Origin of the sequence: Varibaculum massiliense (genome assembly GCF_900106855.1) — a bacterium.
GTDB classification, from domain to species: Bacteria; Actinomycetota; Actinomycetes; order Actinomycetales; family Actinomycetaceae; genus Varibaculum; species Varibaculum massiliense.
The window spans coordinates 291,298-305,400 of record NZ_FNWI01000004.1 but is presented as its reverse complement, the minus strand read 5'-3'; the positions used below and the strand labels follow the sequence as shown (position 1 = coordinate 305,400).

Annotated in this window: 19 protein-coding genes and 1 pseudogene; 5 read left to right on the top strand and 15 right to left on the bottom strand. The window is 53.6% G+C overall.

Annotated elements, in window-relative coordinates; all coding sequences use genetic code 11:
• Positions 1–45 precede the first annotated feature (45 nt).
• The 5 genes from BQ5456_RS01390 to BQ5456_RS01370 form a co-directional block, all read right to left on the bottom strand.
• Positions 46–339 carry an Nmad4 family putative nucleotide modification protein gene (locus BQ5456_RS01390; RefSeq protein WP_022865314.1) on the bottom strand — a complete coding sequence of 98 codons (294 nt, stop codon included), beginning with the start codon at positions 337–339 and terminating at the stop codon, positions 46–48.
• A 178-nt stretch (positions 340–517) separates the two neighbouring features.
• Complete coding sequence (locus BQ5456_RS01385) at positions 518–853, bottom strand: hypothetical protein (protein ID WP_022865315.1); 336 nt, start codon at positions 851–853, stop codon at positions 518–520.
• Positions 854–959: 106 nt separating this feature from the next.
• Entirely contained in the window at positions 960–1,412 is a 453-nt protein-coding gene (locus BQ5456_RS01380; protein ID WP_071128425.1) for a virulence protein, read from the bottom strand.
• Entirely contained in the window at positions 1,406–1,621 is a 216-nt protein-coding gene (locus BQ5456_RS01375) for a hypothetical protein (protein WP_071128424.1), read from the bottom strand. Before BQ5456_RS01375 ends, BQ5456_RS01380 begins: the two co-directional genes overlap by 7 nt.
• 88 nt (positions 1,622–1,709) lie before the next feature.
• Positions 1,710–2,129, bottom strand: a complete 420-nt coding sequence (locus BQ5456_RS01370) for a DNA cytosine methyltransferase (RefSeq protein WP_022865318.1) — start codon at positions 2,127–2,129, stop codon at positions 1,710–1,712.
• Positions 2,130–2,179: 50 nt separating this feature from the next.
• On the opposite strand from BQ5456_RS01370, the pseudogene BQ5456_RS01365 reads away from it, so the two are divergent.
• From BQ5456_RS01365 to BQ5456_RS01350, 4 genes and pseudogenes are all read left to right on the top strand, one after another.
• Positions 2,180–3,082 (top strand): annotated as a pseudogene (locus BQ5456_RS01365) (class I tRNA ligase family protein); the annotation flags it as partial.
• Between the two features lie 89 nt (positions 3,083–3,171).
• Complete coding sequence (locus BQ5456_RS01360) at positions 3,172–4,110, top strand: metal ABC transporter substrate-binding protein (protein ID WP_071128423.1); 939 nt, start codon at positions 3,172–3,174, stop codon at positions 4,108–4,110.
• A complete protein-coding gene (locus BQ5456_RS01355) occupies positions 4,107–4,913 on the top strand; it encodes a metal ABC transporter ATP-binding protein (protein ID WP_022865321.1) in 807 nt (268 codons plus the stop codon). The genes BQ5456_RS01360 and BQ5456_RS01355 overlap by 4 nt, the downstream gene beginning before the upstream one ends.
• The gene (locus BQ5456_RS01350; protein ID WP_004009096.1) at positions 4,910–5,803 is read left to right on the top strand and encodes a metal ABC transporter permease; all 894 of its coding nucleotides are present in this window, start codon (positions 4,910–4,912) and stop codon (positions 5,801–5,803) included. Before BQ5456_RS01355 ends, BQ5456_RS01350 begins: the two co-directional genes overlap by 4 nt.
• A gap of 9 nt (positions 5,804–5,812) precedes the next feature.
• On the opposite strand, the gene BQ5456_RS01345 is transcribed toward BQ5456_RS01350, so the two are convergent.
• From BQ5456_RS01345 to metK, 4 genes are read right to left on the bottom strand one after another with little or no spacing between them, the layout of a single operon-like run.
• Positions 5,813–6,385 carry a hypothetical protein gene (locus tag BQ5456_RS01345; protein ID WP_231725828.1) on the bottom strand — a complete coding sequence of 191 codons (573 nt, stop codon included), beginning with the start codon at positions 6,383–6,385 and terminating at the stop codon, positions 5,813–5,815.
• Entirely contained in the window at positions 6,292–7,503 is a 1,212-nt protein-coding gene (locus BQ5456_RS10060) for a DNA cytosine methyltransferase (protein WP_235858508.1), read from the bottom strand. Before BQ5456_RS10060 ends, BQ5456_RS01345 begins: the two co-directional genes overlap by 94 nt.
• A 3-nt stretch (positions 7,504–7,506) precedes the next feature.
• Complete coding sequence (locus BQ5456_RS01335; protein ID WP_071128421.1) at positions 7,507–8,763, bottom strand: site-specific DNA-methyltransferase; 1,257 nt, start codon at positions 8,761–8,763, stop codon at positions 7,507–7,509.
• Complete coding sequence (metK, locus tag BQ5456_RS01330; protein ID WP_071128420.1) at positions 8,735–9,925, bottom strand: methionine adenosyltransferase; 1,191 nt, start codon at positions 9,923–9,925, stop codon at positions 8,735–8,737. Before metK ends, BQ5456_RS01335 begins: the two co-directional genes overlap by 29 nt.
• A gap of 115 nt (positions 9,926–10,040) precedes the next feature.
• On the opposite strand from metK, the gene BQ5456_RS01325 reads away from it, so the two are divergent.
• Positions 10,041–10,244: a hypothetical protein gene (locus tag BQ5456_RS01325; protein WP_235858507.1), complete on the top strand. Its 204-nt coding sequence runs from the start codon at positions 10,041–10,043 to the stop codon at positions 10,242–10,244.
• A 24-nt stretch (positions 10,245–10,268) separates the two neighbouring features.
• Here BQ5456_RS01325 and BQ5456_RS01320 read toward each other — a convergent pair whose 3' ends face one another.
• The 6 genes from BQ5456_RS01320 to BQ5456_RS01300 form a co-directional block, all read right to left on the bottom strand.
• Positions 10,269–10,841 carry a P27 family phage terminase small subunit gene (locus BQ5456_RS01320; protein ID WP_071128418.1) on the bottom strand — a complete coding sequence of 191 codons (573 nt, stop codon included), beginning with the start codon at positions 10,839–10,841 and terminating at the stop codon, positions 10,269–10,271.
• A 29-nt stretch (positions 10,842–10,870) separates the two neighbouring features.
• Entirely contained in the window at positions 10,871–11,848 is a 978-nt protein-coding gene (locus tag BQ5456_RS01315; RefSeq protein ID WP_071128417.1) for a phospholipase D-like domain-containing protein, read from the bottom strand.
• Positions 11,849–12,102: 254 nt separating this feature from the next.
• Positions 12,103–12,480, bottom strand: a complete 378-nt coding sequence (locus BQ5456_RS10055; protein ID WP_083378491.1) for an HNH endonuclease — start codon at positions 12,478–12,480, stop codon at positions 12,103–12,105.
• Positions 12,481–12,646: 166 nt separating this feature from the next.
• Entirely contained in the window at positions 12,647–12,880 is a 234-nt protein-coding gene (locus BQ5456_RS01310; protein ID WP_071128416.1) for a DUF2283 domain-containing protein, read from the bottom strand.
• Positions 12,881–12,901: 21 nt separating this feature from the next.
• The gene (locus BQ5456_RS01305; protein WP_071128415.1) at positions 12,902–13,363 is read right to left on the bottom strand and encodes a DUF4258 domain-containing protein; all 462 of its coding nucleotides are present in this window, start codon (positions 13,361–13,363) and stop codon (positions 12,902–12,904) included.
• A gap of 273 nt (positions 13,364–13,636) precedes the next feature.
• A complete protein-coding gene (locus BQ5456_RS01300; RefSeq protein ID WP_235858506.1) occupies positions 13,637–14,101 on the bottom strand; it encodes a hypothetical protein in 465 nt (154 codons plus the stop codon).
• Between the last annotated feature and the right edge of the window lie 2 nt (positions 14,102–14,103).

Sequence of the window (14,103 nt, the reverse complement as noted above, 5' to 3'; positions counted from 1 at the left end):
GTCAGTTACTACCAGCGATAACAGGTACCCTCATACCCGGCGGGGCTAGGCTTCGGGCAGATTAGCTAACGCCCAGGCGATCGCATGTCCGGCGTCAGCGAAAAGGTGGTCTGACTTCGCGATGAGTTCGAGTTCGCATTCTCCGCGGCTCCTCGAGTTAGGCCCGAACCCGCTGACGGGTTCTTCCATCAACCGGTAGATTTGGGCGTTATTGCCAAATCCTTCAGTCTTGGTCCAGGTAGCAAAACTTGCTAGCGTGTAGTTCCCGTAGGCAAGAACCGTCCCGTAGGAATCAACGCGCATCTGGAGGGTTTCGCTGGTGACCTTTGTGCTGTTCATGGCTGGTGCCTTTCTGTTGTGTACCGTTTCGGTATGTATATACAGCCATAGACCCGCCTATTTATCCAGTCATTTTCCGCCTATTTTCAAGAAAACTTAGAGATGTACATCTCTAGGTCATAACGCTTCACGATAAAGGAAAACCCCACGCCAGGTGGGGTTGCCTGTGTGTTTAGTTTTAACGGGTCAGGTGGTAGTTGACAACGTTTCCTGGTGTAGCATGTTCAAGTTCACGCACCATCGCTGCTGCCCGCCCGTATCCCTCGGTGACTTGTTCGATGTTGTCTAGGTTCAACGCTCCGTAGGCGGTGGTTTGCACCCGCCATTGATCGGTTTCAAAGTCTCGGTCAAGCTCCGGGGTGTAGGGGAACAGCGGGGAAGGAACAATAGAAATCGCGACCCGGCCAGGTTCAATCTCAATGCTGGTGATGGTGTATCCCAACCGGTTAGCACGTCCGATAAGGCGTTCGGTGTTTTCTTCCTCGACGCTGCATTCAGCTTCTTTGGTGTTCATGGCTGTTTCCTTATGTGTTGTGTACCGTTTCGGTATGTATATACAGCCATAGACTTCGCTACTTATCCAGTCATTTTGCCGCCTATTTTGCCTAATAAATAGTGGTTTACATCTCTTGGTTAGTGTTTATTAGTGGCGGGGTTTTCCACGCAGAATCACCGCTTAATGGTGCAAGTAAGATCTTGCGTACTTCCTTATGTTCTTTACCAGAAAGTCCGATGCGGTAAAGCAGGGAGCGCAGTTCATACTTCTCATTCACCACCTTGTCACTCGCGGCGCGGTGGGTGGTGAGCCCGATGCGTTTCGCATATGCGACCATTTTGCTTAGGAACTCGGTGTATGCCGTGATCTTCTCGAACTCTGGCAGCTCATCCCACCACGGGAAACTCAGCCCCTCACTACTGGTGGTGATGCTAAGCTGGCTCGCGCCGAGCGCTTTAGCGATCAAGTCTTTCTTGGCAGCGATAAGTTCATGCAGCCTTGCCAGCTCAGTCTCATCAAGCGTGGCGGGCAGGGTGACTACGAGCCCGTAGTTTTCAGCCTTTTTGGTGTTCACCATTGCTCATCCTCCTCACCATCAAATTCGATGCTTTGAACGTCCATCCATGTGCGGATGAGGCGCAGGTAGTTGTCTGGAAAGTTGGAGACGATCATTTCTACGTGCTCGTAGCCGTGGTCTTTGGCCGCATTCCACACCGCACCAATATCGGTGAGGTCGACTCCGAGGTTTTCGATTTCTTCTAGATCGACATATAGCTGTCCGATCATCACCAAACCCTCTCTTTCTTGCTGGTTGTTTGGTCATGTACATACAGCCATAGGAGCGCGTACTTATCCAGTAATTTTTGCCTTAAAATCAAGGAGTTTTAGTGCTCTCGGCGACTATCTGGGAAAGCACGAGTTTGGCGCACGGCAAAGCTATCCCGTTTCCCCACAGCTTGTAGAGTGCCCGGTCGGACGCTGGATTAGCCAGCCATTTGCGTACTTGGTTGCGGGTTTTAGGTTTTTTCAATCCTTGCACCTTGGCCCAGCTAGCCCAGACCTGCCACCAATAATCCAGCACGTCTTCGCTCGGGTTCTCGATGGCGAGTCCGTCTGTCCAAGTATCAGGGAATCCTTGTAGGCGGGCGCATTCGGTGGGGGTTAAGCGTCTCACGCGGTATTTGGGCATGCCAGGGTCAGTGACCAGGGGCGGCTCAGTTGAGTCCGAAGCCAACAGAGCGCCAGCAATATTGACGTTGCCTCGGCAGAAGAAGTCTGCCTTCGAGGCGCTCACAACGTCGGGTTCGACGATGGCGATGCCGCCTTGGTTGCAGGTCGGAGAAACACCTGCTGTACGCGCGTTTTTGGCACAAGGTCCTCTACGACTTGGGATATGTGTCCAGTTCAGAGCCGTTCCATCGCCTGTTCAACCAGGGCATGATTGAGGCTTATGCCTACACGGATTCACGTGGGCAATACGTCCCGGCTGACGAGGTGGAGGGTAGCGAGGAGGACGGCTTTACCTGGCAGGGTCAGCCCGTCAACCGCGAGTTCGGCAAGATGGGCAAGTCGCTCAAGAACATTGTCACCCCTGATCAGATGTGCGCGGATTACGGCGCGGACACGTTCCGGGTTTACGAGATGTCGATGGGACCGCTGGATATGTCCCGTCCGTGGGACACGCGCGCGGTGGTCGGTTCCCAGCGTTTCCTGCAGCGACTGTGGCGCAATATCGTCGATGAGAACACCGGCGCGCTCACCGTGACCGATGACGCCCCGGATTTGGCGACCGCAAAAGTGCTGGCTCGCACCATTCACGATGTCACCGTGGAGTACGACAATCTGCGCGTGAACACGGCTATCGCCAAGATGATTGTGCTGAATAATCACCTCACCGGGTTACCCCAGGTGCCACGTGAGGCCGCAGAAGCGTTGGTCGTGATGGTCGCCCCCATCGCTCCGCACATTGCGGAGGAACTGTGGGAACGTTTGGGTCACCAGGGCGGAATCGCCCGGGCCACGTTCCCGGTCGTGACCGATGAGTCGCTGTTGGCGGCTGAGGAGGTCACTTGCGTGGTGCAGGTGGCGGGCAAGGTGCGCGCGAAAGTGTCGGTGGACCCCGAGATTTCCGAGGCGGATTTGCAGGCGAAGGTCCTGGCGGAACCGGCGGTGGTGAAGTTGCTGGACGGGCGGGAGCCGAAACGGATTATCGTGCGTGCTCCAAAGCTCGTATCCTTGGTTTTTTAGGATTTGTCAGTACAAAAAAATCGCTAAATTACGGGATTTCAACGGTTTCGGGCTTGCAAACTTAGGTATGCCTAACTTAGGTTATACCCATGAAGAGATTTAAAAACAAGCAAATTAAAGAAACCTTGACCGTAGCCGCGCTTTTGTGCCTGGGAGCCTCTCTCAGCGGGTGCGGCGGGACCCCCAGCTCCAGCTCGGATTCAGCCGCACCAGGCAAACCCCTGGTCCTCACCACATTTACCGTGTTGCAGGACATGGCTCAAAACGTTGCCGGAGACCATCTGGAAGTCCGCTCTATCACCAAACCTGGGGCGGAAATCCACGATTACCAACCCACGCCCTCGGACTTGAAGTCGGCGCAGAAAGCGAAACTGATTTTAAATAACGGGCTGGATTTGGAACGCTGGTTCACGAAGTTTACCGCCGATCTGGATGCCAAAAAGGTCAATGTTTCGCAGGGCGTAGAGCCCATTCCGATTACCGAAGGCGACTACAAGGGTAAGCCCAATCCGCACGCTTGGATGAGCCCGAAAAACGGCGCCCTCTACGTGAAGAATATGGCAAAAGCCTTCTGCGATTTAGATGCAAAGAACTGCTCCGAGTACCAGGAAAATGCCAAACAGTATGGTGCCAAGATTGAAAAAGTCGGCGAGGACATCACGTCCACGCTTTCTCAGCTCGACCCGTCACAACGTACTTTGGTCAGCTGTGAGGGAGCATTCTCGTATCTGACTCGCGACTATAACCTCAACGAGAAATTCTTGTGGGGCGTAAATGCCGAAGGAGCCCTCACTCCCTCTCGCGTAGCGGAAGTGGAAGACTACGTGAAGCAAAACCACGTTCCCGCAGTTTTCTGCGAGTCAACCGTGGGAGACAAAATGCGACCCGTTGTGGAAGCCACAGGTGCGAAATTCGGTGGGGAATTGTATGTTGATTCCTTGTCAGACTCAGATGGAGACGTTCCGACCTATCTGGATCTGTTGCGCTACGACGCAGATTTGATTACCCGAGGATTGACTCAGAAATGAGTGATGCTCTCGACAACCGCATAGAGCCAGGCGGGGCTGAAGCTGAGTCCAGCTCAAATTTAGCCCCGCCTATATTAGAAGTCTCAGATTTGCATGTTCGTTACGGAGCTAATGTGGCACTGGAGGGTGCCAGTTTAACCGTGTCGCGCGGTCAAATTTGTGGTCTGGTAGGGATGAACGGTTCGGGAAAATCAACACTGTTCAAATCCATCACCAACAGCGTTTCGTATCAAAAGGGCAGTATTAAAGTTGCCGGAATTGACGCGAACCAAGCCCGCAAACAGCGACTGATTGGTTATGTTGCGCAAAATGAGGAAATCGATTGGGACTTCCCGGTTAACGTAAACCAAGTCGTCATGATGGGACGGTATGGATTTATGGGACCGACCCGTCGTCCCAAATCTGCAGACGTGGCAGCGGTGCAAGCCGCGTTAGAAATGGTGGAGTTGCAAGATTTGCAACAGCGCCAAATTGGGGCGTTGAGCGGCGGTCAAAAGAAAAGGGTGTTTATCGCCCGCGCGATTGCCCAAGGCGCGCCCCTCCTGCTCCTCGATGAACCGTTTGCCGGAGTAGACAAATACTCCGAAACCAATATCGTCGATTTGCTGCGCAAAATCTCGGCAAAAGGCACCACGGTGGTGGTTTCAACCCACGATTTGGCTTCTTTGGAAAAGCTCTGCGATGAAGTGGTTTTGCTGTATCGTCGCGTAGTTTATCAAGGTGATCCCGCCGGCGCCTTAGACCCGCAAAACCTCGCGAAAGCGTTTGGATTAAATCCCGCCGCGTCAGGAGGTGGACAGTGAATTTTTATGAAGCTTTCATCGAAATGTGGACGCAGCAGTTTATGCTCCGGGGCATCATCGTCACCGGAGTCGCGGCGGCGGTTTGTGCCGTGTTGTCCTGCTGGTTGGTCTTGATTGGCTGGTCACTGTTAGGTGACGCCCTGTCCCACGCAATTCTTCCCGGAATCGTCGTGTCCTACCTCTTGGGAACGCCCTTCGCAATAGGCGCCCTCGTGGCAGCTTTGCTGGTGGTGGGATTGATTGGCGCAGTGCGGGGGCGCGGACGGGTCAAAGAAGACACGGCTATTGGGGTGGTATTCACGACAATGTTTGCCTCCGGTCTGGTCTTAATCAGTCTGTTCCCCAGTCACATTGATTTGCACCACATTTTGTTTGGCGACATGCTCGGCATTACCAGAGCCGATATGTGGCAGGTCTTGATATTGAGCCCACTCGCTCTGGTGCTGTTGTTATACAAAAAACGGGATTTGGTGCTGTATGCCTTCGACAAGACTCACGCCCACGCTATCGGCATCTCTACAAGCTGGTTGGCGACTCTGTTGCTGGTAGCTCTGTCTTTGACAGTCGTGGTGGCGATGCAAGCAGTGGGCGCAATCCTCATCGTGGCACTGGTGATTACCCCTGGCGCAACCGCCCGGCTGCTCACAAACCGGTTCAACGCTATGCTATGGATAGCTCCCTTGCTTTCCGTATCCTGTGTCGTGCTGGGAGCCTATATTTCCTACTGGTTCGATACCGCGTCAGGAGCCACAGTCGTGCTGCTTGAAGGCGTATTGTTCCTGATTGTTTGGCTGGTGGATTTGCTTCGTCAACAGCGTCTGCAGCGCTATCATGGCGCGCAGTCTGCCGCCCCCGGCTCTGACCCGGAACCTCAACAGGTTGCTTCTTGAGGCAGCCCTCTAGGGTAGGCCGAGGTAGCGCAACACTGCCTTGGCACTGCCCTTGTTGAGGTCACCCAGCTGCGCCAACTGACCCAACCCTGACCCCAGGACAAACGTATCCCCGGTGGTGGCAGCTCCTTTCAATGGCGGCGCGACGCCTTCCCAAAGGAATTTCCCGTCGACCACCCCGTAACTCAGCAGCCCCCCGTTGCCCTCCGTAAACACGGCTTTTGTCGCGTCGGAGGTCAACGGAGTCCCCGGAGCTTTCAGATTGAGGGTAACGCCGTCCCCGGTGGTCCAAGTTTTGGCAGCGCAGCCGGGCCAGGACGCACAGGTTTCCCCGCGGTCTGCCAAAAAATACGTCCGATTGGGCATGAGGACAGGGATTTTCCCAGATTTTAGAGCTGCCATAGCGCTGTCAGTGTCCAGCCGAAGTCCGGCGCGCAGTTGAGTGTGCAAGGCTTGTACCGCCAGGGCGGGGCACTTGCCCTCCCCCACTATCGCACCGTCAGAACCATAGACCTGCCAATCAATCTGCCCGTCGCCCTGCGGATCTGCCGACGCGAAAAATCCGGCTTCCAGCATCGACATCTGCGCGGCAGGGCCAAGTTTAGAGGTGTCCAGGGAACCGATTTTCGTATTAATAATTTGAGAATAGCTCCAGACGTATCGAGCGTCTTTGATACCTCGGTGGGATAACCGTACCTGCCTACTGCTGCGCCGCGTCCCTCATGCAACGCATTGAAACCGTAGGCGGTAGCGATGATGGGAGTATTGCCTCCGTCAGTGCCGTAACGAGCGGTCACGGTTGGTGCTATCTGGCATGGTCCGCCCACCCTGGCATCATGAGGATGATGGTCAAACAGTAGCGGCTCAATAATACTCTGGTCGTTACTGCATCCGAGCGTGCCCGAAAGGTTTGTTTGCACGAGCGGGCCTTTACCGCCGCCTGGTTTACCTGCCCGCATCCGCAAGGCGAACACATCTAAAGATTTGCTTGCCTCGTGAGTGCCTGCTCGAGGATTGGTGGGAGGGTTTTGCCTTTCACTGCAGCCCGGCGCAAGATCCCGGAACACGCGTTGGGGCTCAAAGAGTATTTGTCCGGCACGCCCGCTTGCAAAATCGCAGATAAGGTAGATTCTTTTGCGTCGTTGGGGTACTCCGAAAAATTGCGCGTCCAATACTCGCCACGCAATACTCCATTGGTCTGCCACGATCGCTCCAGCTTTATGCCACTTTTGTACTCGAGGTAGGTCAGCCGCTGCCGTTTCGTCGACAACCGAGATGAGGTTTTGCAGGACGCTGTGGAAGTCTGCCCCTTTATTGCTTGAGAAGGCTCCGGGCACGTTTTCCCAAACAGCGAATCTTGGATATAGACCATGACTTGCCTTTCTCATTTCTCTGATGACTCTGACGGCTTGGTGGAATAGACCCGAGCGTTCGCCAGCTAAACCTGCCCTTTTACCTGCTACCGACAGGTCTTGGCAAGGAGAGTCAAACGTGACCACATCCACCGGCTCTAGCTGACTGCCGTCAATGTCGCAGATGTCGCCTAGGTGTTGCATTTGCGGAAGGCGCGTGGTGGTGACCAGGATCGGGAAGGGCTCAATCTCACTTGCCCACACAGGTTCGATACCAACCTTTGTTGCCGCTAGTGGGAAGCCACCTGAGCCATCAAAAAGCGAGCCAAGCCTTAAAGTTTTTGTCAAGGGTTAGCCTTTCTGCTTGGGGCGCTCGACTTCTTTGACCAAATCGAGGTAGGCGTATTCTTTGCCGCCACGGGTACAGGTGATCCCAGCTGCGTCTCCGGTTGCTTCGGCATAGCGGCGCACAATCACGGAAGCGTATTTCTCATCCAGCTCCATGCAATAGCAAGTGCGGTCTGTGGCTTCTGCAGCCATGAGTGTGGAACCAGACCCAGCAAAGGTATCGAGGATGATTGCGTTGGTTTGGGTGGAGTTACGAATCGGATAAGCCAACAGGTCTAGTGGCTTGGAAGTGGGGTGATCGGAATTCTTCCTCGGCTTGGCGAAATTCCACACCGTGGTTTGTTTGCGATTCGCATACCAAGCGTGAGAGCCGTCTTTCTTCCACCCATACAGCACTGGTTCGTGCTGCCACTGGTATGGGGAACGGCCAAGTACGAGGGAGTCTTTGACCCAAATACAACAGCCCGACAGGTAGAAGCCAGCGTCTTGAAAAGCGCGACGGAAGTTCAATCCTTCGGTGTCGGCGTGGAAGACATAGGCTGACCCTCCCTTATCTAGGGATGCCGCCATGTTGGTGAATGCAGCTAGTAGGAACTGGTAGAAGGTGTCTGTGTCTTGTTTGTCGCCTGCGATTTTCAGGCCGCTGTTCGATTTGAAGTCCACGTTGTAAGGCGGGTCTGTGACCACCAGATTAGCCTGTTTGCCATCCATCAAGGTTTCGACATCGGCCGGGTTCGTGGCGTCCGCGCACATCAGGCGATGCCTACCAATCCTCCAGATATCGCCTTTTTCGACGAAAGCTGCTGCTTCAAGGGCGGCGTTCAGGTCGAAGTTATCGTCTTCGATACTGTCGCTATCAAGAGAACCTATTAACTGTTGTATTTCGGATTCGTCGAAACCGGTGAGTTCAACGTCGAAATCGGAAGCATCCAGGTCGGCTATGAGTAGGGCGAGTTTGGAATTATCCCAATCGCCACTGATCTTGTTTAGAGCAACATTTAAGGCTTTTTCGCGGGTTTCGTCGAGTTCGACGACCACGCAGTCCACCGTTTCGTATCCCAGATCGGCGAGTACTTTCAGACGCTGATGCCCACCCACAATATTTCCGGTTGTTTTGTTCCAGATGACTGGCTCCACATACCCAAACTCACTTAGCGAGCGTTTGAGTTTGTCGTAGTCCGCGTCCCCGGGTTGTAGGTCTTTGCGGGGGTTGTAGTCAGCTGGGGTGAGATCAGTTAGCGCTATTTGCTTGATGCGCATGATTTTTCACCGCCTTAACAAGCTCACGGCTAGTAGTCCAGGTGTCTTCCCACTTGCGTGTGTAATCCCCGAAATGCCCATACGTCGAATAGCGCACATAGCCGGGTGCTCGCAGCCCAAACTGGTCGATGATTGCTGCTGGCCGAAGATTGAACACATCTTGAGCTGCAGCCGTGAGGATCTGGTCGGTGTATTGGCCGGTGCCGAGCGTGTCCACACTGAAAGCAACCGGGTCGGCTTTGCCAATCGCGTAACTAATCGCCACCTGGCACCGGGATGCAAGATCCGCATCCACCACGGTTTTCGCGATCAGCCGCGCCATATAAGCACCCGACCGGTCAACCTTCGACGGATCCTTACCGGAAAACGCTCCACCACCATGCCCAGCAAAACCGCCATAGGTATCAACCATAAGTTTTCGACCAGTGAGGCCGGTGTCAGCTTTAGGGCCGCCTTCCACGAACCGCCCGGACGGGTTGATCAACACAACCGTGTTCGGGCTTACCGGTAGATACCGCTGGCATGCTGGGCCAACAATCAGCGAAGTTATTTCACGGCGCAACACCTCGAAATCCTTGAATTTATCGTGCTGGACGGAAACCACCACCGTCTCTACGGCTTGCGGTTTGCCTACCTCGTCGTAGCGCACCGAAACTTGTGCTTTACCATCCGAAAAGATCCCAGTAATGGTTCCTTGCTTGCGCGCATCATCTAGCCGCTTACAAATCTCGTGGGCTAAAACAAGAGGCAACGGTAAACGCTCAGGAGTATCAGTGCAGGCATAACCGTAGACCGTGCCTTGATCACCAGCCCCCTGAAGACAATAAGCGGACTCATCGCCATGGCGAGCCTCTAAAGATGTGGTCACCCCGTCGTTAATATCGCTAGATTGACGCCGCACCCACACGTACACCAAAAATCTCCACGGCTTATAGCCAGCTGCAGTAAGTGCTGTGCGTACGCAATCACGCAAGTCCACACGAGCATTAGTGCTGATTTCACCAGTGACAATAATCCGTCGCCCAGTAGCCATGACCTCTACCGCGACGCGGGCGTTGGGATCGGCGTAGAGAATTTCGTCGAGAATCTGATCAGCAATTAAATCGCACAGTTTATCGGGGTGACCGATACACACTGCTTCAGCGCTGCGAACCATAGTCATAGGAATGCCCTTTCAGTAGAAAAATCAAAAGAAATAAAAACTCCCCACCATGTCAGCCAGGAGTGGGGAGCGAAGATAAAGAGGCGAACCCGAGTCAGGTGTTACACTGGAATACGTGCAAGACGAAACGAGTAAACCTAATCCGCCAGAGCCTTCCGGCGGCGATGGTAGGGCCGTGGTTTACGGGATGATTGCTGGGATGATGGCCGGCATTATCTTTGGGTTCATTATGAATAATATTGCCTTAGGGGTAGGTATTGGCACCGGAGTTGGAATCGCGCTAGGGGCAGGCTTTAGCGAAACAAAAGGCTCCAAATAGCCCCGGGAAACAAGTAGGACGCATCTACGAGCGTGCTTTCAACAACTGCTCCATAACCTCATCACCCGGGGCCGGCCCCGAATAGTCACTAGTGCAGTTAGCCCGCACAATCTCAAAAATCTCATACCAATACACATTCGCTTGCTTACCAAAAGACTGGCTCATCGCAACGAACGGGGAAGCGATAGCAGCCCCCGTGGTTGGGTGCTTGCCGAGCAAACCGAACTTGGAGATCGCTTGCTCACACTGCACATACCGGGCGAAAGCCTGGGCGTAGGCCTCAATCAGACGCTTAGAAACAAACCTGGTGCAGCCACGTTCATCAAGCCAGCGCCACGTCTCCCGATACACCAAATCAGCACCCAAGGGTTTGCCATCGCGCTGAACCTCTGACAGATACTCGGAAGGCTCGGGCATCACCTCACCAGCAAGTACCGCGCCCGCGCCAACATCTGCGCCCTCGAAATCGAAAGGGGTCGCTAGCGGATCTTCCAGGCGAGTAGCGGGCAGACCTTTAGTGAGTTTTTCGTTGAGCGGGTCAGGTTTCGCGCCAGCCCTCACGCGGCGCCCACCGCGATTGGTTCCGTCTTTCGCCACTGGAACCTCCTTAGTAGGCGTGGGTCGTGCTACTTTGTGGTTAGTCTGGCGAGGGCGCGCACTCCTGCGGTGAATTGGTCAAACTTTAGGCTGACATGACCGTTTTGAAGGCCTCCGCCTTTTACACCTAGTTCCTCACGGGTGAGTTTGACTAGATGATCAGGAACAAGGCGCGGCTTTGTTCGATTAATCCAAGGCCACCGTTCGAGATTACTTTGATCTACGGCAGCGATGTAGTCTGCCGGTTTCTCTTCTGGTTCGCTGGTGACTTCAACAACCGCGTAGCACTCTTGAGTATCTTTAGCGCAGATGAATACCAGGTCTCCGGGTTTGAAGCTGGGTTTGCCTTTCTTTGGGCTAGCGAAATACGACGGTTTACGCCAGCCCTCTAAAGCAGGTTTTCCATATTCCAATTTCAGCCATAGCTTGCGGTCAGGATCGCGCGCATCGATAAGTAACTGTTCTGCTTGTTGCGATGCAAGCTCAGGTGTTAAATCAGAGTCTGCGGGCTTAGAGGGGCGCGAGAGTGATTTGGCTTTTGCTAACAGTTCGTCGAGGTCGTGAGTAGTGATAGTTCTAGCGGGCCAACTTACAATCTCCTGATGGGCTTTTTCTCTGCCGGAAGCGTCGAGAGTTACTCCTAGCTCACGGTTGCTTTTATCGGCCAGTCCTAGTCCTGGTCTTGTTAGATTCGCGGAGCCGAGCATGGCTTGAGATCCGACGATGAAACATTTAGCGTGTAGGCGGTCTACCTCTCGTACCTCAATACCGGCTTCGAGGAGATCGCGAAGGCCTTGAATCATTAGATAACCGCCAGCCACCGCGCTCGGATCAAGTGTCGTGATAACGACACCATGGAATCGGGACTTTGCGAGCGAATCCGCGATTAGACGACACACCCCTGTAGTCAGATAAGGGCTAGTCAAAAGCACGTCTCCGTCGATTGTTTCTAATGCTTTGCTCAGCCACTGGTGTGCGCTAGGTATGATCTGTCCGCCCGAAGTCATATCTGTATCCTATAAAAACCCAATATGAACTCGAGATGGACTCGCCGAGGCCCGGAGCTAGGTTAATACCCTGTTTGATTCGGTCTTTTTGCGTACGGTTGGCCCCGCCCGCTGACCTTCCCCGAAGCTGTAGAGATTCGAGGGCCCCAACCCCTAACCGAATCCTCGAATGGTTCCGTAACTTGGCGTGGGAACAAGGTCAATATTTTTAGGGTGGGGAAGTACCAGTGGTTATTTCGCGTTTTTCAAAAAATCTAGTAGGTGTAGACCTGAAGGGCTTGCCTCCATCTGTCACCGTCTAACGCGCTCTGCCTGGAGTGGCAGGGTTTGCACAGGCTACGCAGGTTAGAAAAGTCGTGGCTGCCGCCATGGTCTAAGGGTAGGACGTGGTGGACTTCGGCCACTGGGGTGGTCATTCCTTTGTCCAGGCAGTCTTCGCACAAAGGATGCTGCGCGATGTATGCGGCACGAATCCGGCGCCAGCGCGCACCATAACGCTTGTTGATTCTCGGGTCACGTTGAAACCTACGGTAGTTCTTGTCCGTTTCCTTGGCGTGGAGCGGGCAGAACCTTTCGCGGGTTAGTTCGGGACAGCCAGGCGCCGAGCAGGGACGTTTTGGTTTGTTAGGCATACCCTCCACCGCACCTTCTGCCTGAACATAGTGAAACCCTCGCGGCCTAAGCGGCTTTGAGGGTTCCCCATGGTTTTTATATTTCTATCCATTTACAGTATCTCAGGCCTGAACCTGGTTTTCCATCGCAGGGTTCGGATACTCGCTAATGAACCTAACGGCGTTATCACTGATCAAGGCGATGCGCCTCAGCTAAAACAGCCTCTGGTAGGCACTCGGATGCTCCTAATATTTCAAGTCCTAAAAGCGTACCCTTGGCATTGAAATCTGCATTGATTGCGACAGTAGACTCTAATCCTTGTGGATAGCAGCACTCGGTTTTCATTACCTCACCAGCTTCAATCGAATCTTTGAGGTACAGGTATGCTGCATCCACCTCAGGATCATAAGTGATTTTCACAAGTGCCTCCTACTGCTATAGCTACCCTTTGGTGACGGTAATAACCTTGCCTGTTCTTTTGCTTACGATAACTGTGATTCTATTTTTCCCCTTGCCCATGACGTATTTCCATGCTCCTTTATTAGCATGTGATCTAGCGCCTTGGGCTATGGCCTGTTTTACTAGAGCCTGAGATATTCCTCTAGCAGCCATCTGTCTAATCGCATGCGCGCTAAGGCGTACAGCTATTGCCCCGATCCAAGCGATGATAGGGGCCACTCTAGTCTCTACTTTCGTTTCTAAAGATTCACCAAGATAGGCACCAGTCAAAGGATCGACATACAATAAAATCTCGTCGTCACGTTCGAGGAAAAGAGTGTTTACTGTGGCAGTGCGGGTGCTAGGGCTCAGTTCCGCGTTTTTATCGGAAACGTTTATAGCTCCAGCTCCTACGAAAGTTAGAGAATTAGCAAGGATAAAAGAAACGGCAGTTTTTACAAGCAAAACAAAACTCCTGTCGTGTTGGGCAGCATGTGCCGCGCGGCAGGATGTCTCCTGGCACCCCTCGGTTAGGTTACCACTTAAGTCCCAGTGAATATGTCCTGAATGCAACTCCTTGCAGCCCCGGTCTTTTCCCTAATAAGACGAAACCCTCCGGGCAGTGATAACTGTTTGCCGGAGGGTTCGTTCCTATATTTTCAACTACATACAGTATTTCAGGGTTAAATAATGATTTCCATAGCAGGGTTCGGATACTTGCTAACGCATGGGTGCAAGTTAGCGTCTGCCATACAGTGCTACTGCCAGGCGATCTAATGCTCGGTTCTTTCGCCGGTAGACACTGTCTCGTTCAATATAGAAGTGGTCACCGATCATTTGGACTCGTTCGTCTTGATTGCCTTGGCCGAGGAAGAAGTTTTCCAACACGAACTGGTCATCGGTGTTGAGTGCTTGCCAGGCGGGCAGGAACCAGTCCAGGTACTCTTGGGCTTGTTGGCTGCGGGCGGCGAGCAGATCAATCTTGTCGAGGGTGGCAGCTATGCGGCGTTCACCAGCGTGGGGGTCTCGTGAGCGGGGCATGCCAGTGATTTTGGGGCTAGTGGGGCTGGCTAGGTCTTCGCGTAGCTGGTTTGCCTCAGCTTGCGTGTCTTGGCTGGCTGCTTGTTCCATCAGTGGGTAGTCCTCTAGGGCGCTGATTGCTGCCTTGCGGGTATCTAAGTATTTCGTCATCACATGCATCATGA

What these genes read in the sequence shown, in the direction of transcription:
- BQ5456_RS01390 (WP_022865314.1), bottom strand. Translation starts at nt 339, where the DNA reads ATGAACAGCACAAAGGTCACCAGCGAAACCCTCCAGATGCGCGTTGAT.
- BQ5456_RS01385 (WP_022865315.1), bottom strand. Translation starts at nt 853, where the DNA reads ATGAACACCAAAGAAGCTGAATGCAGCGTCGAGGAAGAAAACACCGAA.
- BQ5456_RS01380 (WP_071128425.1), bottom strand. Translation starts at nt 1,412, where the DNA reads ATGGTGAACACCAAAAAGGCTGAAAACTACGGGCTCGTAGTCACCCTG.
- BQ5456_RS01375 (WP_071128424.1), bottom strand. Translation starts at nt 1,621, where the DNA reads ATGATCGGACAGCTATATGTCGATCTAGAAGAAATCGAAAACCTCGGA.
- BQ5456_RS01360 (WP_071128423.1), top strand. Translation starts at nt 3,172, where the DNA reads ATGAAGAGATTTAAAAACAAGCAAATTAAAGAAACCTTGACCGTAGCC.
- BQ5456_RS01355 (WP_022865321.1), top strand. Translation starts at nt 4,107, where the DNA reads ATGAGTGATGCTCTCGACAACCGCATAGAGCCAGGCGGGGCTGAAGCT.
- BQ5456_RS01345 (WP_231725828.1), bottom strand. Translation starts at nt 6,385, where the DNA reads ATGTCGATGCTGGAAGCCGGATTTTTCGCGTCGGCAGATCCGCAGGGC.
- BQ5456_RS01335 (WP_071128421.1), bottom strand. Translation starts at nt 8,763, where the DNA reads ATGCGCATCAAGCAAATAGCGCTAACTGATCTCACCCCAGCTGACTAC.
- metK (WP_071128420.1), bottom strand. Translation starts at nt 9,925, where the DNA reads ATGACTATGGTTCGCAGCGCTGAAGCAGTGTGTATCGGTCACCCCGAT.
- BQ5456_RS01315 (WP_071128417.1), bottom strand. Translation starts at nt 11,848, where the DNA reads ATGACTTCGGGCGGACAGATCATACCTAGCGCACACCAGTGGCTGAGC.
- BQ5456_RS10055 (WP_083378491.1), bottom strand. Translation starts at nt 12,480, where the DNA reads ATGCCTAACAAACCAAAACGTCCCTGCTCGGCGCCTGGCTGTCCCGAA.
- BQ5456_RS01300 (WP_235858506.1), bottom strand. Translation starts at nt 14,101, where the DNA reads ATGATGCATGTGATGACGAAATACTTAGATACCCGCAAGGCAGCAATC.